15 protein-coding genes are annotated in these 18,851 nt (G+C 70.5%); 6 read left to right on the top strand and 9 right to left on the bottom strand.

Features of this window, described 5'->3' with window-relative positions:
• Positions 1–1,020 carry a tripartite tricarboxylate transporter substrate binding protein gene (locus AC57B5_RS16490; protein ID WP_063327405.1) on the bottom strand — a complete coding sequence of 340 codons (1,020 nt, stop codon included), beginning with the start codon at positions 1,018–1,020 and terminating at the stop codon, positions 1–3.
• A 29-nt stretch (positions 1,021–1,049) separates the two neighbouring features.
• Positions 1,050–2,597, bottom strand: coding sequence for an acyl-CoA carboxylase subunit beta (locus tag AC57B5_RS16485; protein WP_012203030.1), 1,548 nt, complete (start codon positions 2,595–2,597; stop codon positions 1,050–1,052).
• 222 nt (positions 2,598–2,819) lie between these two features.
• Between AC57B5_RS16485 and AC57B5_RS16480 the strand changes: the two genes are divergently transcribed.
• Complete coding sequence (locus AC57B5_RS16480; protein ID WP_496399941.1) at positions 2,820–4,502, top strand: sigma-54 interaction domain-containing protein; 1,683 nt, start codon at positions 2,820–2,822, stop codon at positions 4,500–4,502.
• A gap of 114 nt (positions 4,503–4,616) precedes the next feature.
• A complete protein-coding gene (locus AC57B5_RS16475) occupies positions 4,617–5,618 on the top strand; it encodes an arsenic resistance protein (protein ID WP_496399940.1) in 1,002 nt (333 codons plus the stop codon).
• Here AC57B5_RS16475 and AC57B5_RS16470 read toward each other — a convergent pair.
• Positions 5,594–6,538 (bottom strand): siderophore ABC transporter substrate-binding protein, encoded by a 945-nt coding sequence (locus tag AC57B5_RS16470; RefSeq protein WP_202758011.1) that lies wholly within the window; start codon positions 6,536–6,538, stop codon positions 5,594–5,596. The two genes, AC57B5_RS16475 and AC57B5_RS16470, sit on opposite strands and share 25 nt — an antisense overlap.
• 120 nt (positions 6,539–6,658) lie before the next feature.
• Complete coding sequence (locus AC57B5_RS16465; RefSeq protein ID WP_496399939.1) at positions 6,659–8,686, bottom strand: ligand-gated channel protein; 2,028 nt, start codon at positions 8,684–8,686, stop codon at positions 6,659–6,661.
• On the opposite strand from AC57B5_RS16465, the gene AC57B5_RS16460 reads away from it, so the two are divergent.
• Positions 8,685–8,852 (top strand): hypothetical protein, encoded by a 168-nt coding sequence (locus AC57B5_RS16460; protein WP_156815065.1) that lies wholly within the window; start codon positions 8,685–8,687, stop codon positions 8,850–8,852. The two genes, AC57B5_RS16465 and AC57B5_RS16460, sit on opposite strands and share 2 nt — an antisense overlap.
• Before the next feature lie 166 nt (positions 8,853–9,018).
• Here AC57B5_RS16460 and AC57B5_RS16455 read toward each other — a convergent pair whose 3' ends face one another.
• Positions 9,019–10,323, bottom strand: coding sequence for a DUF445 domain-containing protein (locus AC57B5_RS16455; RefSeq protein ID WP_496399938.1), 1,305 nt, complete (start codon positions 10,321–10,323; stop codon positions 9,019–9,021).
• Between the two features lie 121 nt (positions 10,324–10,444).
• Here AC57B5_RS16455 and AC57B5_RS16450 point away from each other — a divergent pair, with 121 nt between their 5' ends.
• Positions 10,445–10,702: a DUF3297 family protein gene (locus AC57B5_RS16450; protein ID WP_013804396.1), complete on the top strand. Its 258-nt coding sequence runs from the start codon at positions 10,445–10,447 to the stop codon at positions 10,700–10,702.
• Between the two features lie 51 nt (positions 10,703–10,753).
• On the opposite strand, the gene AC57B5_RS16445 is transcribed toward AC57B5_RS16450, so the two are convergent.
• Positions 10,754–11,629: a ChaN family lipoprotein gene (locus tag AC57B5_RS16445; protein WP_496399937.1), complete on the bottom strand. Its 876-nt coding sequence runs from the start codon at positions 11,627–11,629 to the stop codon at positions 10,754–10,756.
• Positions 11,630–11,790: 161 nt separating this feature from the next.
• Here AC57B5_RS16445 and AC57B5_RS16440 point away from each other — a divergent pair, with 161 nt between their 5' ends.
• The gene (locus tag AC57B5_RS16440) at positions 11,791–13,689 is read left to right on the top strand and encodes a type IV pili methyl-accepting chemotaxis transducer N-terminal domain-containing protein (protein ID WP_496399936.1); all 1,899 of its coding nucleotides are present in this window, start codon (positions 11,791–11,793) and stop codon (positions 13,687–13,689) included.
• Between the two features lie 28 nt (positions 13,690–13,717).
• Positions 13,718–14,389, top strand: coding sequence for a response regulator (locus AC57B5_RS16435; RefSeq protein WP_198820065.1), 672 nt, complete (start codon positions 13,718–13,720; stop codon positions 14,387–14,389).
• 4 nt (positions 14,390–14,393) lie between these two features.
• Here AC57B5_RS16435 and AC57B5_RS16430 read toward each other — a convergent pair whose 3' ends face one another.
• The 3 genes from AC57B5_RS16430 to AC57B5_RS16420 are packed head-to-tail and all read right to left on the bottom strand — an operon-like array spanning position 14,394 to position 18,732.
• Positions 14,394–15,635 (bottom strand): MFS transporter, encoded by a 1,242-nt coding sequence (locus AC57B5_RS16430; protein WP_496399935.1) that lies wholly within the window; start codon positions 15,633–15,635, stop codon positions 14,394–14,396.
• A complete protein-coding gene (locus tag AC57B5_RS16425) occupies positions 15,632–16,711 on the bottom strand; it encodes a class I SAM-dependent methyltransferase (RefSeq protein WP_496399934.1) in 1,080 nt (359 codons plus the stop codon). The genes AC57B5_RS16430 and AC57B5_RS16425 overlap by 4 nt, the downstream gene beginning before the upstream one ends.
• 26 nt (positions 16,712–16,737) lie before the next feature.
• Positions 16,738–18,732, bottom strand: coding sequence for a TonB-dependent receptor (locus AC57B5_RS16420; protein WP_496399933.1), 1,995 nt, complete (start codon positions 18,730–18,732; stop codon positions 16,738–16,740).
• Between the last annotated feature and the right edge of the window lie 119 nt (positions 18,733–18,851).

Genomic DNA, 18,851 nt, shown 5'->3' with positions numbered 1-18,851 from the left:
TCAATCCAAAGACAAGGCTTCGCGCTGGATGACTTGGCCCCAGTCGGCCACTTCCTTGGCGATGCGCTGGCCGAACGGCGCGGGCGGCATCATCACGGGCTCGCCCTGGCTGCTGAGCACGGCGCGGATGCGTGCGTCCTGCAGCACGCCCCTGGAGGCCTCGTAGAGCCGGTTGACGATGGCCGGCGGCGTGCCCGCGGGCGCCAGCAGGCCGGCCCAGAAGGTGACGTCGAAATCGGCATAGCCGGCCTCGGCCATGGTGGGCACCTCGGGCAGTTGCTGCATGCGCCGGGGCGCGGTGACGGCCAGCGCCACGAGCTTGCCGCTGGCGATGTGGGGCAGCGCGCTCCAGGTGTCGAACTGCGTGTCCAGCTCGCCGCTGAGCACGGCCATCTGCGCCTGCGATGCGCTCTTGTAGGGCACATGCGTGGTCTTCACGCCCGTGCGGTTGCTCCAGGCCGCATAGGCCAGGTGGGCGATGTTGCCGGGGCCGGCCGAGCCGTAGCTGAGCTTGTCGGGATGGCCCTTGGCGAAGGCGATCACATCCTTGGCCGAGCGGATCTGGTGCTTCTGCGCCCACTCGGGGTTGACGGTGAGGATGAAGGGCGCATCCAGCACCATGGTGATGGGCGCGAAGTCCTTGGCGCGGTAGGTGATCTTCTTGTAGATCTGGGGGTTGATGGTGATGCTGCTGGAGTTGGTGACCAGCAGGGTGTAGCCGTCGGGCGCGGCGCGCGCCACCTCGCCCACGCCGATGGCGCCGTTGGCGCCGGGCTTGTTCTCCACCACCACGGGCTGGCCCAGCGACTTGCTCAGCGGCTCGGACAGCGCACGTGCAATGGTGTCGGTGAACGAGCCTGCAGGGAAGCCGACCACGATGCGCACGGGGCGCGTGGGCCATTTGTCCTCCTGGGGGGCCTGGGCCTGGGCCGCCGTCGCGGCGCACAGGGTCAGGCATGGCGCCAGGCACAGGGCCAGGGCGGTGCGGCGCGAGGGCGCGCGCGGTTGTCTGGTTGCCATTGCTTTGTCTCCTTGGGTTTTTTATGCGTTCAGGGCCGCAGGCCGAACTGCGGCGCTCCGGCCTCGCGCAGCGGCGCGGCCAGTTCCACGAATTCGCTGAGCAGGGCGCGCGTGTCGCGCGGATCGATCACCTCGTCGATGCCGAAGGCCTCGGCCGTGCGGAAGGGCGAGGTCAGGCTGCGCACGCGCTGCTCGATCTCGGCGCGCTTTTGCACGGGGTCGTCGGCGCCTTCGATCTCGGCCTTGTAGGCCACCTCCAGCCCGCCCTCGATGGGCAGCGAGCCCCAGTTGGCCGAGGGCCAGGCATAGCGGAAGTTGAAGCGGCCCATGTGCTGGTGGCCGGCCGCCGCCACGCCGTAGGCGCGGCGGATGAGGATGCTGCACCAGGGAACGGTGGCCTGGTAGACGGCGGCCAGGGCGCGCACGCCGTAGCGCATGACGCCGGCCTTCTCGGCCTCCACGCCGATCTGGAAGCCCGCGATGTCCACCAGGTTGACCACGGGCAGGTGGAAGGTCTGGGCCATGTCCACGAAGCGCGTGAACTTCTCGGCCGAGGGGCCGTCCCAGCCGCCGCCGTAGAAGTACGGGTCGCTGGCCACCACGGCCACGGGCCAGCCGTCGATGCGCGCCAGCCCGGTGACGATGGCCCGGCCCCAGTGGCGGCCCGTCTCCAGGAAGGAGCCCTCATCGACCAGGCATTCGACGATGGGCCGGATCTTGTAGACCTTGCGGCCATCGCGCGGAATGGCCGACAGCAGCCATTCGTCGCGCCGCCGCGGATCGTCCTGCGGCGCGGTGCGCGCAGGCAGCTCGTACACCGACGATGGCAGGTAGGACAGGAAGCGGCGCACGCGCTCGAAGGCCTCCTGCTCGGTGGCCACCTCGTCATCGACCACGCCGTTGCGCGTGTGCACCTGGCTGCCGCCCAGCTCGTTCTTGGTCACGTTCTGGCCGATGCGCGCCACCACGGGCGGGCCGGCATTGAACAGCTGGGCGGTCTCCTTGACCATCACCGAGTAATGGCTGGAGGCCACGCGCGCCGCGCCCATGCCGGCCACCGAGCCCAGGGCCAGCGAGACCACGGGCACGGTGGACAGGTTCTGCACCACCTGGCTCCAGACCTTCATGGTGGGCACGCTGGTGTAGCCCTTGGTCTCGATGTTGCGCACCGAGCCGCCGCCGCCCGTGCCATCCACCAGGCGCACCATGGGCAGGCGCAGGTCGTGCGCCATCTTCTCGGCAAAGATCAGCTTGTCGCCCACGGCGCCGTCGTTGGCTCCGCCGCGCACCGTGAAATCGTCGCCCACCACGACCACGGGCCGCCCGCCCACGCGCGCCCGGCCCATGATGAGGTTGGAGGGCGTGAAGTCCGTCAGCCTGCCCAGGCCGTCGTACTGGCCCGAGCCGGTGAGCGAGCCCACCTCCACGAAGGACTGCGCGTCCGTGCAGGCATCGATGCGCTCGCGCACCGTGAGCTTGCCCGCGGCCTTGTGCCGCGCCACCTTGTCCTCTCCGCCCAGTTTGGCCGCCAGTGCGCGGCGGTATGCGATCTCGTCCACTTCGGGTTGCCAGCTCATGTCGTCGTGTCTCCTTGTGCCTGTGAAGATGCACAAGGCGTGCCAGAACGCAGTGCGTTGAATTCAAAGGATTTTTTCCACGGCTGACCTTCACGTGTCCACATCAAGGACAACCTCGAATACACGGGTTGAGCACTGTCTTCAATGGAGACACCACGGGGACAGACCCGTAGCCTGCGCGCCGCTAGAGTGCGTTCACCCCAGCCACTGCCCGCCATGCCCATGCCCAGCTCCCCCGACCACCGATTCGGCGTTCTCGTCTGGCGACGCGACTCGCCCGAGCCCGTGGCGCGGCTGGGCCTGGCGCAGGAGCCGCTGCTGCATGCAGCCGTCACCGAGGCCCTGGCCCGCGCGCACGGCGACGGGCACAACCCCATCGGCCATGGCCAGTTGCTGCACGTGGAAACACCGGGCCCGCGCGGCACGGTGGCCCGCCATGTGGCCGTGGTGCTGGCCGATGCCGAGGGCGAGGTCGCCCTGCTGCGCCCGGCCGACGAGGCGGCGGCGCTGTTCGACATGGTGGCCAGCGTGCCCTTCGCCTTCGCCATCCTCAACATGTTCCTGACCAACCCGTACCAGGCGATCACGGTGGCCGACCATGAAGGGCTGATGCGCTACATCAGCCCCGTGCACGAGAAGTTCTTCGGCCTGGCGCCCGGCACGGCCACAGGCCGGCGCGCCGAGGACGTGATCCCCAACTCGCGCCTGCCCCACGTGGTGCGCAGCGGCCGGGCCGAGATCGGCGACCTGCAGCAACTGGGGCCTGGCGTGAGCCGCATCGTCAACCGCATGCCGGTCTACGAGGGGGGCGCCGTGGTGGGCGCCGTGGGCCAGGTCAGCTTCAGCGGCGTGGAGGCGCTCAACCGCATGCAGCAGCGCCTGAACCAGCTGCATGACGAGGTGCAGCACTACAAGCGCGAACTGAGCCAGTTGCGCGGCGGCACGCCCACGGCGCAGATGGTGGGCGCCAGCGCCCCCATGCAAAGGCTGGCCCGCGAGATCGACGCCGTGGCGCGGCTGGACGTGCCCGTGCTCATCCTGGGCGAGAGCGGCAGCGGCAAGGAGCTGGTGGCCCAGGCCCTGCATGCGCGCGGGCGCGATGCCGACGCGCCCCTGGTCAGCCTCAACCTCGCGGCGCTGCCGGCCACGCTGATCGAGTCCGAGCTGTTCGGCTACGAGGCCGGCGCCTTCACGGGCGGGCGCCGGCAGGGCCAGCCAGGCAAGCTGGAGCAGGCCGAGGGCGGCACGCTCTTCCTCGACGAGGTGGCCGACATTCCCATGGAGATCCAGGTCAAGCTGCTGCGCGTGCTGGAGGACCGCCAGGTGCAGCGCCTGGGCGCGCACAGCGGCCGGCAGGTGAACTTCCGCATCGTGGCCGCCACGCACCGCGACCTGCGCGGCCTCATCGACAGCGGGCGCTTCCGGCTGGACCTGTTCTACCGCCTCAGCGGCGTGGTGCTGCATGTGCCGGCCCTGCGCCAGCGCCTGGAGGACATCCCGGCCCTGGTGCAGCGCTTTGCCCAGTCGTTCTGCGAGCGCAACGGCATTGCGCTGCCCCGCATCGCGCCCGGTGTCATGCCCTACCTGGCCCGCCAGGCCTGGCCCGGCAATGTGCGCCAGCTGCGCCAGCGCGTGGAAGAGGCCCTGGTGTTCTGCGACGGCCACCTGCTGGGCGTGGACAACTTCGCGCGCCACGAGGACCCGCTGGCCGGCGCACGACCTTCACCCGTTGCCGAGGCCGACATGCCCTCCACTGGCGCCGTGGCCCCGCTCAAGGACCAGGAGCGCAACGCCATCCTCGACGCCATCGCACGCTGCGGCGGCAACAAGAAGCTGGCCGCGCAGGAGCTGGGCATCTCGCGCTCCTACCTCTACAAGGTGCTGGGCGCGGCATCGCCCGGCTGAGCCTGTCGTGCCGAAGGCAGGGAATTCGAGACAGCGGCTGGCCGCACCGTTGCCATACTAGGCACCCCGTACCCCCTGCCGTCCCTGCCGCCCCTGCCGCACCCGGCGCCCCGAATGCAAGACACCCGAGACGCGCTCGAACAGCGCCAGATCCCCATCTACTTCGCCGCCGTGGCCCTGGCCGCGGCCGCCGCCTGGGCGCTGCCCGGCACGGGCGTGCTGGAGCGCGCCATCAACCCCGCGCTGGCGCTGATGCTCTATGTGACCTTCTTGCAGGTGCCCGTGGCCGAGCTGCGGCGCGCCTTTGGCCAGGTGCGCTTCCTGGCCGCGCTGATGACGGCCAACTTCATTGTGGTGCCGCTGCTGGTCTGGGCCCTGCTGCAGTTCCTGCCCGCCGACCCCCTGCTGCGCCTGGGCGCGCTGCTGGTGCTGCTGGCGCCCTGCATCGACTACGTGGTCACCTTCTCCCACCTGGGACGCGCCGATGCGCGCCTGCTGCTGGCGGCCACGCCGGCCCTGCTGATCGCGCAGATGCTGGCCCTGCCCGGCTACCTGGGCCTGTTCCTGGGAGACGATGCGGCGCGGCTGGTGCAGGCGGGGCCTTTCCTGCATGCGTTCGTGTGGCTGATCGCCGTGCCGCTGGCCCTGGCCGCTGCCACGCAGCTGTGGGCGGCCCGCAGCCGGCGCTGCGCCAGCGTCTCGGCATGGCTGGGCCTGCTGCCCGTGCCGGCCACTGCGCTGGTGCTGTTCGTGGTGATCGCCTCCGTGCTGCCCCAGCTGGGCCCGGCCACGCACGCGGCCTGGAGCGTGGTGCCCGTCTATGCGGCCTTCGCGGTGGCAGCGCCCGCGCTGGGCTGGCTGGTGGCGCGCGCCTTCCGGCTTCCAGCGCCCGCAGGCCGCGCCGTCGCGTTCAGCGCGGGCACGCGCAATTCGCTGGTCGTGCTGCCGCTGGCCCTGGCCGTGCCTGGCGCCATTCCCGTGCTGCCGGCCGTCATCGTCACGCAGACGCTGGTGGAGCTGCTGGCCGAGCTGGCCTATGTGCGCGTGATTGCGCTGTGGGGCCGGGACCGGGCGCCGGCCCTGGCCCGCGGTCAACGCGATGACGCCGCGCCATAGGCCTGGCGCAGCTGCGCCATGTTGTCCAGCAGCGCTGTCGGTCCGGCGCTGCCCATCAGGTACCAGCCCTTGGGATCGAGGAAGACGACCTGCCCCTTGCGGCCGGCCGCCGTGGCGTGGATCTGCGCGTTGTCGAACACCTTGCGCGAAGCCATGATCTCGCCGCCGCCTGCCGCCTGGCCCGTGGCCGTGTTGCGGTCGATGACGTAGATCCACTCGGGGTCCAGCCGCGCCACATCATCGAAGCCGTAGGCGGTGCCGCGGGCTGGCAGTTGCGCAGCCGATAGCGCCGAGCGCGCGCCGAACACATCGAACAGAAAGCCGAAGCGCGATCCCGGTGCCTGCGGCAGGAGCTTGTCGTTCACGGCCATCAGCAGCAGGCCCGGCGCCGCCTGCGAGGCCTGGACACGCAGGCCCTGCAGCTCGGCCTGGATGCGCTGCACCAGCGCACGGCCCTGCGCCTGGCGGCCGAACAGCAGCGCCAGCGTGGCGATGTTGCGTTCGATATCGGCCAGCATGTGCTTGCCGCTGACGCTCAGGTCCAGCGTGGGCGCGATGCGTCCCAGCACCTCGGCCTTGCCGGCCGAGCGCCCGCCCACGACGATCAGGTCGGGCGCCAGGCGGCTCAGCGCCTCGTAGTCGGGCTCGAACAGCCCGCCCGCCGCAGGCCGCTGCGCGAAGCTGTCCAGATACCGGGGCAGCTGCGCCCGGGGCACGCCTGCGACCGCCGACGCGGGCACGCCCAGCGCATGCAGTGCATCCAGCGCCCCCAGGTCATAAACCACCGCGCGCCGGGGTGCGCCGGGCAGGCTGGTCATTCCCCCGGAATGCCGCACGGACAGCGGGGCCGCCACCGCAGTCCCCAGGAACAAGGCCGGCAAGGCCAGCGCCGCCGCGCGGCGCGTGATATCGAAGGTCATGGCAAAGAATCCCAGAAAAAATGAATGGAGTTCCGGCCTCCGGAGGCGGGTGCCGCGCCGGGAAGCGGCGCGGCCTGATCCGCAGGCCACGGGCAGCGGCCGCCCTTGCGGCCGGGATGCCTAGAACTTCACGTTCATGCCGATCCAGTAGCGTCGGCCGTCCTGCACCGTGGCGTAGTCCTCGTAGTACACGTCCTTGTCGAACAGGTTGTAGATGCCTGCGTAGAAGGTCACGTCCTTGCTGTAGTTGTAGGAGCCGCCCATGTCGAACATGGCATAGCTGCCAGCCACCCAGGTGCGCGCCGAACGGCCGCCCGTGGGCTGGCTTTCCTTGCCCCGGTAGGACAGCTTGGCCCAGCCCGCCCATTGCTGCGAAGGCTTCCAGTTCAGCGCCAGGTTGAGCATGTGGCGCGGCAGCTGGCTGAGCGGCTGCCCCGCGAACTCGCCGCTCTTTTGCTCGGACTTGGTGAAGGTGTAGCTGCTGCTCAGGTCCAGCGTGCGCGCCAGCGGGGCCTTGAACGTGGCTTCGATGCCGCGCGTAATGGCCTTGTCGATATTGACGTTGGTGGTGGGCGTGTTGCCCGAGGAATTGGCCGGCCCGCACTCGGGACAGGCGATGCGCGTGATCTTGTCGTTGAACTCGTTGTCGAACACCGTCAGGCCTGCCGACAGGCCGGCGCCGTTGTTGTAGAGCACGCCCAGTTCCTTGCTCAGCGAGGTTTCGGGCTTCAGGTCGGGGTTGCCGTAGATGTTGCCGCCGCGGCTGGACTGGCCCCAGTCGCCCAGGGTCTGGCGCAACGAGGGCGCGCGAAAGCCGGTGGACACGCCGCCCTTGACGGTCCATTGCGCGTCGAGGTTCCACACGCCATACAGGCGCGGGCTCCATTGCGACCCGCCCTTGCTGTCGTGGTCGTAGCGCAGGCCGCCGGTCAGGGCGAAGTTCTCGCGCAGGCGCCACTCGTCCTCGGCGAACCAGGCGTACTGCGTGCGGTCGGCCGTGGTGCGCGCCGAGCCCGGCAGCGTATTGGTCGTCGTGTCGCGCAGGTCCTGCTGGTTGTAGTACACGCCCGTGGTCAGCAGGTGCTGGCGGCCCAGCGGCGCCACCCAGCTGCTGTTGAACACCGTGTTCCTGATGGTCATGTCGCGCGACAGGTTGCGCGTTTCCTCGCGCTGCAGATAGGTGTCGGAGGAAGCCCAGCCCCAGCGGCCCTTGTGCTGTAGCGAGTAGTTCTCGCGCTCGAACTTGCGGTCGCTGGGCGCATCGTTGGGCAGCAGGGTCATGCCAGGCGACGAAACGAAGTGCTGGCGCGAAGTGCCGATCTCGGCGATCAGGTCGTGGTCCTTGCTGGGGGTCAGCGCCAGGCGCAGGTTCAGCGAACGGTTGTCGCTCTTGTTGTAGCCCTGGTAGATGCGGTCCTGGTCGCGCTTGCCGTAGTTGCCGTACAGGCTCAGGCCCAGCAGGTCGGTCTTGATCGGGCCTGACAGGTAGAAGTTGGTCTGGTAGGCATCGCCCGAGGTGGAGCGCTCCTGCAGCGTGGCGTCGGCACGCACCGAGCCATGCCAGTTCTTCGCCACCTTGCGCGTGATGATGTTGATCACGCCGCCCATGGCGTCCGAGCCGTACAGCGAGGACATGGGGCCGCGCACCACCTCGATGCGCTCGATGGCCTCCAGCGGCGGAATCCAGCTCTGGTCCGTGCCGGTGCTGCCGTTGGTCTGGGTCTCGCGCGTGCTCATGCGCTTGCCGTCCACCAGGATCAGGGTGTAGTTGGCGCCCATGCCGCGCAACGAGATGTCGTTGGAGTTGTTGTCCGAGGGCGTGAGGATCACGCCGGGCACATCGCGCAGGGCATCGTGCAGGTTGCGGTAGGCGCCCTGCTCCAGTTCCTGGCGCGTGATCACCGAGATAGAGGCCGGCGCCTGGCTGATCTCCTGCTCGAAGCCGCTGGCCGTCACGACCAGGGTTTCCAGCGTCGCCCCGCCTGCTGCCTGGGCCAGCGCGCTGCCCGAGGCCAGCAGGCCCAGGCAGGCGCCCAGCGCGGTGCGGCGCAGGGGAACGGCGGTGGAGGGAAACGAAGCACGCAGGGAGGTGCAAAGGGCGGACAGGGCAAAGCCACGGCCCGCCGCGGGGGCTGTGCAGTTGTGCATGGGAAAGCTCGCAAGAAGAATCACGGACGGTCGAACGACCGGGGTGCGCATCCGCTCTGTTGTTTTTGATGAGTGCGAATCGTTCTTATTTTATTTTCCCGCCGACAACGGCCTGGCCGACGGCAGCGCAGCTGCTGTTTTTCTTTACAAGCGGGCCGATCTGTGAGCAATTCATTCAGGATGCTGAATGTTGCCTTGTTCATCAATGACATGCAGGGCCGCCAGTGCCCGGGCGCGTGCAGCGCCCGGCACGATTCACGGCGTTCCGGCGAGCACGGCGGCTTTGTAAAGTTGGCCCGATGTCGCCCGCAGGCAACATCCTGATACGAAGATCAGGACCACAGCCGCCCCGCATTGGAGACCAGGAACAGCACCAGCCCCACGGCACCGCCGACCACGGTGCCGTTGATGCGGATGTACTGCAGGTCCTTGCCGATGTGCAGCTCGATCAGCTCGGACAGCTCGCGCGCATCCCAGCGCCGCACGGTATCGGCGATGTGCTGGGCCAGGAACTGCGAGACATCGGGCGCCAGCGCCTGGGCCCAGCGCTTGAGGCGCTCGTTCATGGAGTTGCGCAGCGCCTCGTCGTGCGCCAGCGACTGGCCCAGCCAGCGGCCCATGGCGGCGGTCTTGCGCGCCACCTGCGAATGCTCGTTGGCCAGGTCCGCCTGCAGCTTGGCGCGCAGGCCCAGCCACAGCGCCCGCAGGTAGCCGGCCAGCTTTTCGTCGTGCAGCAGGTAGTGGCGCAGCCGCTCGGCGCGCTCGGACATGGCGGGGTCGGACTGCAGCCGCGTGACCAGCCGGTCCACGGAGGCGTCGAAGGCCTTGCGCATGTGGTGCTCGGGATTGCTGGCGATGTCCTGCAGCAGGCTGTCGAGCGCGCCCGCAATGGCGCTGGCGCCCTTGTCGCTGAGCCAGTCCGTGGGCAGCATCTTTTCCTTGAGCGGATGCTCGCGCTTGAGCCACAGCACGATGGTCTGGGCGATCAGCACATGGGTCTCGGCCTCGCGCAGCACGCCGCTGACGCGGGCCAGCACGTCGTCCAGCACGGCCTGGTGGCGGCCGTCCTTGGTCAGCCCCGACAACAGATCCGCCGCCGCGCGGGGCAGATCCACCTGGGCCAGCAAGGCCTTGAATGCCTGTGTCAGAAAGCGCTCCACCTGCCGGTCCTGCACCATCTCCAGCGCCGCCAGCGCCAGCCGCGCCACCTGCCGCCCCAGCAGGGTGCTGTTGGCCGGCGTGGTCAGCCAGCTGGCCAGCACGCGCGCGGGATCATGGCGCTCGATCAGCGCCACCAGCGAAGGGCCGTCCAGGAACTTGTCGCGCACGAAATTCGCCAGGTTCTCGCCGATGCGGTCCTTGTTGCGCGGGATGATGGCCGTATGGCGCCCGACCAGGGGCAGCGGAATGCGCCGGAACAGCGCCGACACCGCAAACCAGTCGGCCAGCGCGCCGACCAGCGAGGCCTCGGTCACGGCCTTGATGCAGGCCAGCCACAGCGGCACCTGCTGCCAGTGCCCGGCCGCCACGGACGAGGCCACGAAGCCCAGTGCCACGAACAGCAGCAGCGCCAGCGGCAGGCGCTTGGCCGACTTCAGTGTTTGACGTTGCTCTGGCGACAGCATGGAGCGCAGCATACGACGCCCGTCCGCCATCCGCATGACGATGCCTGCCGCCAAAGCCTGTCAGCCAGCGCCTGCCTGCGAATTGCGCGGACAATACCGGCTTTCTTCAGAACCCTCTTGCGAGAACAAGACCATGACCGACGCCAACGCACCCGCCGATCGCCCCGCACTGCCCGACCACCTGTCCATCGACCCGCGCAGCCCGCACCATGTGGCCGCCGTGTTCGAGCACGACATCGGCATCCGCTTCAACGGCAACGAGCGCTTCGATGTGGAGGAGTACTGCGTGAGCGAGGGATGGATCAAGGTGCCGGCCGGCAAGACGGTGGACCGCAAGGGAAAGCCCCTGCTGATCAAGCTCAAGGGCGCCGTGGAAGCTTTCTACCGCTGATTTCCGGCCGGTCGCAAGGCCGGCCGCAACCTCTTCAGGAATCAGCGGGCTTCAGCCCGCATCGGCCCGCGGCGCCGGCGGATTCCTGAACTTCTCCCGCAGCTCGGCGCAGTGGTCCTTGGCCGGCAGGGCATCCGTCTTCTGCAGCCAATCCACATCCGAGGCCTGCGCCACCGATGTCTCCCCCGCCTGCGCCACGGCCACCTTGGCGCCTGCGGCCTCGGGCAGCCAGGTGGGAATGCCCACGCCGCGCAGCACGTGGCCGCGTCCTGCCACCAGCAGCACGGTCTTGCCGGGCTTGACTGCGGCCCTGGCCACCTCGGCCATGCTGGCATCGCGGGCCAGCTGGATGCGGGCCATGGGCGCCAGCTGGGTGTCGGGCAGCAGGCCGCAGTGGCCTTCGCGGATGGCGTCGAGCTGGCGCTGCCAGCCCTCGGGCGGCAGGTGGGTGTCCAGGTTCTCGTTGCGCATGGCCTGCTTCATGTCGGCGCGCGGCAGGTTGCCGCCCAGCACGGGCACGCCCGCGCGCACGGCGGCTATGACCACGCCGCGGTAGCGCGGCCAGGGCCAGGCCGCGTCCTGCCATTGCAGGGCCTGCTGCACCGCGTCCTCGGAGGCATCGCGTGCCAGGCTGGCCGTGGAGCCCGTGCGCGGCGCCATCTCGATCACCAGCGCGGCCAGGCGCTCCTGTTTTGCCAACTGCTCCACCGTGGCCTGCTGCCAGGCCTGGTGGGCGACCGCATCGTGCTGCTCGCCCAGCAGCACGATGGGCGCGTCTGACCAGCGCTGCAACTGCTGCGTCCAGTCCCGCGCCGGGGCGGAGGAGCTGGCGCAGCCGGCAAGGGCTGCCGCCAGCAATGCGGCCGCAGCCAGGCCGGCAAGGCGCGGGGTGCGGATGAAGGGGCGGGGGATGGAGCGGACTTGCATGGCCCCATGCTAAACACTGGCCTCGCCCGGGGACGCCATAGGCCCTGTGGGCGTTGGGGGCAGTTGAAAGGATCCTAGGAATCGGGGCGGGGGCACGGCGCAAACGGGCGGCGCTTGATTCAGGTCAAGACGCGCAAATGTGCCGTGGCTACAGTGCAGCCATGCATGGCAAGCCCTCGCTTTCGACCAAGCTGCTGCTCATGGGCGCGGCCTGCCTGCTCGCGGCCGTGGCCTCCATCGGTTTCACGCTGTGGGTGGCCTGGCAGCTGGAAGGCGGCGCGGCGGCGGTGAACGAGGCCGGGCGGCTGCGCATGAGCATGGTGCGCATGGCCATGGCGCGCCAGAACGAGGCGCCTGCGCAGTGGCAGGAGCGCGCACGGCAGTTCGACGCCAGCCTGGACCTGCTGCGTAGCGGCGACATGTCGCGGCCGCTGTTCGTGCCCTGGAGCGATGCGGTCAGCGCGCGCTACGAGCGCATACGCGGCGACTGGAGTGCGCTGCGCACGCAGTGGCAGGCCGAGGACCATGTCGATGCGCAGGCCATCATGGGCAGCGCCGACGCCTTCGTGCGCGAGGTGGACGGATTCGTCGAAGCCATCGAGGACCGGCTCTCGCGCTGGACGGCCATCCTGCACCTGTTTCAGATGTGTCTGATGGCGCTGGCCATCATCGCGGCCGTGAGTTTCATGGCCACCAGCTACTGGCTGGTGCTGCATCCCGTGGGCCAGCTGCGCTCGGCGCTGGAGCGCATGCGCCGCGGACACCTGGACACGCGCATGAGCGTGGAGGTGGATGACGAGTTCGGCCAGCTGGCGGCCGGCTTCAACCTCATGGCCCAGTCGCTGCAAAGTTCTCACGCCGAGCTGGAGGACAAGGTGCGCGAGAAGACCGCCAGCCTCAACGTGCAGCACCAGCAGCTGCAGGCGCTGTACGCGGTCAGCGTGCAGGCGTCGGAGGCCGCCAGCCTGCAGTCCCTGGCCGAAGGCTTTGTGCGCCAGGTCCGCCTGGCGGCCCAGGCCGATGCGGCCACGGTGCGCTGGTCCGACGAGGCCAACGAGCGCTATGTGCTGCTGGCCGGCGACGGCCTGCCCCAGTCCATGTCGGTGCAGGAGCACTGCCTGCACACGGGCGCCTGCCTGTGCGGCCAGCCGCGCGCGCAGGCTCGGCTGCGCGTGATCCCCATCACGCCGGCCAGCGACCTGCAGCTGACGCACTGCCGCGAGGCCGGCTTCCAGACCGTGGTCAGCATCCCCGTGCAACTGCAGCAGCGCCTGCTGGGCGAGGTCAACCTGTTCTTTCGCTCCACCGTGGTGCTCACGGACGACATGCGCGACCTGCTGTCCGCCATGGCGCGCCACCTGGCCAGCGCCATGGAAAGCCTGCGCGCCACGGCGCTGGAGCGCGAGGCCGCCGTGGCCGAGGAGCGCGGCCTGATCGCGCGCGAGCTGCATGACTCCATTGCCCAGTCTCTGGCCTTTCTCAAGATACAGACCCAGCTGCTGCGCGACGCCGTGGCCAAGGGCCGCGACGAGGCGCGCGACCGCAGCCTGGGCGAGCTGGAAGTGGGCGTGCGCGAATGCTATGCCGACGTGCGCGAGCTGCTGGTGCATTTCCGCACGCGCACCAGCGCCGAGGACATCGAGGCCGCGCTGCGCGCCACGCTGTCCAAGTTCGAGCACCAGACGGGCATTGCCACCTCGCTGAGCATGTCGGGCCAGGGCCTGCCGCTGGCGCCCGACGTGCAGATCCAGGTGCTGCACATGGTGCAGGAGGCGCTGTCCAACGTGCGCAAGCACGCGGGTGCCAGGCATGTGGAGTTGCGCGTGGGGCGCCACCCCTGGCGCTTCGAAGTCTGCGACGACGGCTGCGGCTTCGTCCCCGCCGCCGTTGCGCCGGACTCGCTGCATGTGGGCCTTGGCATCATGCGCGAGCGCGCCCTGCTGGCGCAGGCGCTGGTCCATGTCCACTCCCGCCCCGGCGAGGGCACGCGCGTGCTGATCGAGCTGCCGCCGTCGGCCTCGGCCGGCGCGCCAGCGCAGGCCCTCCCCTCGAACGCGTGACACGCTCCCGCCAGAAAAAGACCGCCCCATGTCCTTCTCCAGCCCCATCTCCGTCTTCGTCATCGACGACCACACGCTGTTCCGCCGCGGCCTGATCGCCCTCATCGCCCAGGACGCAGGCCTGCGCGTGGTCGGCGAGGCCGGCGACGCGGGCGAGGCCCTGCGCCTGGTACCCACGCTGGCGCCCCAGGTCATCCTGCTGGACAACCATCTGCCCGGCGTGCTGGGCGTCGATGCCATCGCGGGCCTGCGGGCCGCATCGCCCGGCAGCCGCGTCGTCATGCTCACCGTGAGCGAGGACGGCCAGGACCTGGCGGCCGCGCTGCGCAACGGTGCCCAGGGCTATCTGCTCAAGACCATCGACGGCGACCTGCTGTCCGAGGCCCTGCGCCGCGCCGCGCGCGGCGAGCCTGTGGTCAGCCCCGAGATGATGGGCAAGCTGGTGGCCGCCTTCCAGTCCCAGGGCGCGCCCGAGCCCCAGGCGCCCGAGCCGGACGAGGCCCCGGCCTCGCCGCTGTCCCCGCGCGAGGAAGAGGTGCTGGTCCAGATCGCCCGAGGCGCCAGCAACAAGGAAATCGCCCGCACGCTGGACATTGCCGAGACCACGGTCAAGATCCATGTGCAACACATCCTGCGCAAGCTCGGCCTGAGCTCGCGCGTGCAGGCGGCGGTGTATGCGTCGGAGCGGCAGCGGGATTAGCGGCCTACGCTGTGGCTGAAGCCCAACCATCCCCCGCACATCGCAGCGCCCAGACCCAGGCCAGCGCGGCCGCCACGGTCAGCCCGGTGAGCATGGCCGCCGCGCCCATGGCGTCCAGCGCCACGCCGGCCGCCAGCGGCACCAGCATGCGGCTGGCGGCAAACAGACTGGCCTGCAGGCCGTAGTCGAAGGCCTGCCAGCGCGGGCGGGCGAATTGCATCATCAGTCCGAAGACGCAGGCCGAGGAGGCGCCCATGGCCGCTGCCACGCAGGCCACGGCCGCGACCAGGCCCGGGGCCGGGGCGCCGGCTGCGATGACGGCGGCCAGCAGGGCCAGCGCCGCCACGTTGCAGCCCGCATACAGGGGCAGGGCGCGCCGGGTGCCCAGGCGGCGCGTGAGCAGGGGCGAGGCCGCGCCCGCCAGCGCGGCCACCACGCCGCCGCCCATGCCGGCCAGCAGGGCGGCCTGGGCGGGCGCGAAGCCGTGGTCCAGCATCAGCGGCTTCAGGTAGAACCAGGCCGCGCCGATGAAGGGGAAGCAGCTGACCAGCACCAGGGTCCAGCGCCAGGCGCCGGGCTGGGCGCCATAGCCGCGGACCATGGCGGCCAGTCCAGCTTTGGGCGCAGGCAGCAGCACAGGCGAGGGCGCCTCCCCGGGCTCATGGCGCACCACCCAGGCCATCAGCAGCGCGCCCAGGGCCAGCGCGCCGGCCAGGCACAGGAAGGGCGCGCGCCAGCCCCATTTCGCCTGCATGAGCAGCATCATCCCGCCGCCCACGATGGCGCCCAGCGACAGCGCCGCTGCGCGCACGCCCCCGGCGCGCATGCGCTCGGACGCGGGCAGCAGGCGGATGGCCAGGGCGCTGACGGGAATGTCGGCCCAGGTGGCGGCCAGCGCGGCCGCGAAGGCCAGGCCGAACAGCCACAGGCGCTCGGCCAGCAACTGCTGCCAGCCCAGGGCCAGCAGCACGGCCGCATAGGCCAGGCACAGGGCCAGCGCCCAGGCGCGGTAGCGCGGCTGGCCGTTCGCGCTGCGCGCTTCCACGGGCGCGGCCAGCGCGAACTTGATCAGCGCGGGCAGGCCCGCCAGCTGGAACAGGCCGATGGCCGTGCCCGACCAGCCATGCTGGCGCATGACCAGGGGCAGGCCCAGCCAGAGGTAGACGCTGGGCGCGGTGAGCGCCAGGTGCAGCCAGCCGAAAAGTGCCTGGAGCAGCCAGACAGGGCGGGGAGCTGCGGCCTTCATGGCGCGGCCTTGCGGGCAATGAGCACGGCCAGCGGCGCCATCGGAAACTCGCGCGACTCGATGCGTTCGATGCGCTCGAAACCCGCCTGCGCCAGCAGCGCCTGCAGCTCGCCGCGCCGGGTCACGCTGCGGCCCAGCAGGCGCATGGGCAGGTAGTAGGGCAGGGTGCGCAGGGCGGCTTCGGGCGTCTCATCCACCTCGGCGTGGGCGCAGACGAAGACGCCGCCGGGCGCCAGCGCGTCGAACACCTTGGCGACCACGGCTGCCGCATCGGGCACGAAGTGCAGCACGGACGAGCACCAGACCAGGTCGTAGCCGCTGCCTATGCCGTCCGTGGCCAGGTTGCCGCCCAGCGCGGTGAAGCGGCCGGACAGGCGGGACTGGCGGGCGTTGTCCGCCGCCACGGCCACGGCCTCGGGCCAGTCGAAGACGCTGGCCTGCAGCGCGGGCTGCTGGCGCAGCAGGGCCAGCGCGATCCAGCCGGGGCCGCCGCCCAGGTCCAGCATGCGGCGCGCGGTACCCGCACCGGCAGCGACCTCGGGCACCTGGTCCAGCACCTGCAGCGCAGCAGGCACGCTGACGGCGCGCTGCTCCTGGCCGATCTGGGCGCGCGCGGCGGCCGCCCAGCCTTCGGCATTGCCCGTGGCCAAGGGGGCGCTGCAGGCCGAGCCGTCCCCGGCAGGGCCGTGCTCGACCAGGCCGCGCAGCAGCGTGGCGGAGTGGCGCAGCGAGCGCAGGCGGAACAGCCAGGCCGCGCCGCAGGACTCGGGCGATGCGCTGTGCAGGTAGCGCAGCGCATCGGTGGCCAACAGGTAGCTCACGGGCTCGTGCTGGCCGCGCCGCAGGAGGCCCATGCTCCACAGCAATTCCAGCCAGTGGGAGGTATTGGCCTCGTTCCAGCCCTGGGCCTGGGCCAGCTCGGCCGGCGTCTGGGGCGTGGCCAGCCGGTCCAGCGCCCCCGATTCGAGGGCCAGCACCAGGGCCTCGGCCTGGACCTGGGCGGCGGCCAGATCCCACAGCGGCTGCAGGGCGTGGGAGGGGGCATGGGGAGGGGATTCACGGCGGGGTGTATTCATCGGAAGGTCCTTTTCACGAAAGGGAGTCACATGCGCCAGGTCAGCCGCACGCCGAACTCGCGCGGCGGGCTGTAGACCACGACCTGGCCGTTGAGGTAGCCCACGGCGTCGTAGCGGCGGTTGGCGGCATTGCGCAGGTAGGCGGCGATTTCCCAGGACCCCTGGGCATAGCCGGCCGACAGGTTGAGCAGCCCGTAGCCGGGGCGGCGGTAGGCGTTGGCGGCGTCCAGGTAGACCTTGCCCGTGCCCTGCACGGCGGCCTGCGCCCACCAGCGGCCGGGCGCGTCGTAGCGCAGGGCCACATGGGCCGTCATGTCGGGCGCAAACGGGTTGCGGTGGCCGTCGTAGACGGCGGCGCCGTCGCGGAACGTGCCGAAGCGCGTGCGGTTCAGGCCCAGGGCCGTCTGCAATTGCCAGCCGCCGCCGAACACATAGTCGAGCTCGAAGTCCGCACCCGTGGAGCGCGCCCGCGCCGCATTGGTGATGTAGACCACGCCCGGCAGGCCCATCTGCTGCACCTGCATGTCGCGCACCTGCTGGGTGTAGACCGAGGCCGCATAGCGCAGGCGCTGCCCGAGCAGCCGGCCCTTGGCGCCGATCTCCCAGGCGCGCACGGTCTCTGGCTCGTAGGCCGCATAGCCCATGGCCGGAGAGAACACGTTGAAGCCGCCCGCGCGGTAGCCCTCGCTGAGGCTGGTGTAGACCTGGCCCTGGGGCGACCACTGGTATTGCAGCGAGAGCTTGGGGCTCAAGCGCGTCCAGCTGTCGCTGCGGGCCGCTGCGCCTTGCGGCGCCAGTTCGACCCGGCTTCGCTCCACGCGCGCGCCGGCCGCCAGCGTCCAGCGCTCGGACAGCGGGACGGTCCAGTGCGTGAACAGCGCCGCCGTGCTGCCCTTGAGTCCGGCCGTGGGCCGCATCAGCGCGGCGGGCAGCTTTTGCTCGTAACGCAGGTCATGGTCGTCGCGGTCCAGGTACAGGCCGGCCAGCCAGCGCGCGTTCCGCAGGCCTGCGGCCTCGCCCTCCAGGCGCAGTTCCTGCGAGGTCGTGGCCAGGCGGTAGTCGCGCCGCACGTGGAGCAGGTCGGCGCGCTGGAAGTCCGTGTCCTGCAGCACGCGGTCGTCGAAGACATTGCGCGCGGTGATGGAGCGCAGCCGCAGGCCTGAGGCAAAGCGGTGCGAGACATCGAGCGACAGCGTCTGCCCGCGCGAGCGGTTCCAGCTGTCCGTGCCCGAGTTCACCGTGGCGCGCGGCGCGGCAATGCTGCCCCATTGCGCGGCGCCGTCGTCCCAGCGCTGCTGGGCGTAGCGCAGCGTGGCCTCGGTCTCGGCCGTGGGCGTCCAGCGCAGGGCCAGGCGGCCGCTGGCGCGCTCGCGGTCGTCCACGCGCGCTCCCGTCGCCTGCTGGCGTATGAAACCGTCCTGCGCGCGCCACTCGCCCGACAGGCCGATGTAGAGCTGGCCCGGCACCAGGGCGCGGCCCAGCTCGAAGCTGCCCGCGCGCTGGCCGTGGTTGCCGGCCTCGGCGCTGATCGATGCATAGGGCGTGTCGCCGGGCTGGCGCGTGACGATGCTGACCACGCCCGCTTCGGCATTGCGGCCGTACAAGGTCGATTGCGGGCCGCGCAGCACCTCCACGCGGTCCACGCCCTGCAGGTTGTGCTCGAAGCCCTGGGCCATCAGCGTGGGCACGCCATCGACCAGCAGCAGCGTGGACGAGGAGAACGACACGAAGTTGGCCGTCAGCCCGCGCATCACGGGCGGCTGCACGCCCGACTGGCCGAAGGCCTGGAACACAAAGCCCGGCACCTGGGCGGACAGCGCGTCCAGCCCGCGCACGCCGGCCGCCTCCAGCGCCGCGCCGTCGAAGACGGAGACGCTGGCGGGCACGGCGTCCAGGCTCTCGGCCTGCTTGTTCACCGTGACCGTGATCTCGGGCAGGGTGGCTTCGGGCGCCTGGCCCTGGGCCGCCACCGTGAAGGGGGCCAGGGCCAGCGCGGCCGGCCAGCGAAGGGGGAATGCCATGGTTTTCTCGTCCTCTCCAAAAGGGAATCTCGTTGGAGACCGATGCTAGGGAAGATGAGAATCGCTATCATTTGAAAACGTATGCGCGCCGGAGCATTTCCTATGCGAAGCGCGCCTCC

This window comes from Delftia sp. BGA-UO-ETr-SB1 (assembly GCF_059567865.1).
The sequence above is the reverse complement of the archived record's forward strand: the minus strand, read 5'-3'. Positions and strand labels throughout refer to the sequence as shown.

Coding starts and splice junctions, on each gene's coding strand:
- AC57B5_RS16470 (WP_202758011.1), bottom strand. CDS start 6,538: ATGACCTTCGATATCACGCGCCGCGCGGCGGCGCTGGCCTTGCCGGCC.
- AC57B5_RS16490 (WP_063327405.1), bottom strand. CDS start 1,020: ATGGCAACCAGACAACCGCGCGCGCCCTCGCGCCGCACCGCCCTGGCC.
- AC57B5_RS16460 (WP_156815065.1), top strand. CDS start 8,685: ATGGGAAAGCTCGCAAGAAGAATCACGGACGGTCGAACGACCGGGGTG.
- AC57B5_RS16430 (WP_496399935.1), bottom strand. CDS start 15,635: ATGAAGGCCGCAGCTCCCCGCCCTGTCTGGCTGCTCCAGGCACTTTTC.
- AC57B5_RS16485 (WP_012203030.1), bottom strand. CDS start 2,597: ATGAGCTGGCAACCCGAAGTGGACGAGATCGCATACCGCCGCGCACTG.
- AC57B5_RS16445 (WP_496399937.1), bottom strand. CDS start 11,629: ATGCAAGTCCGCTCCATCCCCCGCCCCTTCATCCGCACCCCGCGCCTT.
- AC57B5_RS16440 (WP_496399936.1), top strand. CDS start 11,791: ATGCATGGCAAGCCCTCGCTTTCGACCAAGCTGCTGCTCATGGGCGCG.
- AC57B5_RS16425 (WP_496399934.1), bottom strand. CDS start 16,711: ATGAATACACCCCGCCGTGAATCCCCTCCCCATGCCCCCTCCCACGCC.
- AC57B5_RS16480 (WP_496399941.1), top strand. CDS start 2,820: ATGCCCAGCTCCCCCGACCACCGATTCGGCGTTCTCGTCTGGCGACGC.
- AC57B5_RS16455 (WP_496399938.1), bottom strand. CDS start 10,323: ATGCTGCGCTCCATGCTGTCGCCAGAGCAACGTCAAACACTGAAGTCG.
- AC57B5_RS16450 (WP_013804396.1), top strand. CDS start 10,445: ATGACCGACGCCAACGCACCCGCCGATCGCCCCGCACTGCCCGACCAC.
- AC57B5_RS16420 (WP_496399933.1), bottom strand. CDS start 18,732: ATGGCATTCCCCCTTCGCTGGCCGGCCGCGCTGGCCCTGGCCCCCTTC.
- AC57B5_RS16465 (WP_496399939.1), bottom strand. CDS start 8,686: ATGCACAACTGCACAGCCCCCGCGGCGGGCCGTGGCTTTGCCCTGTCC.
- AC57B5_RS16435 (WP_198820065.1), top strand. CDS start 13,718: ATGTCCTTCTCCAGCCCCATCTCCGTCTTCGTCATCGACGACCACACG.
- AC57B5_RS16475 (WP_496399940.1), top strand. CDS start 4,617: ATGCAAGACACCCGAGACGCGCTCGAACAGCGCCAGATCCCCATCTAC.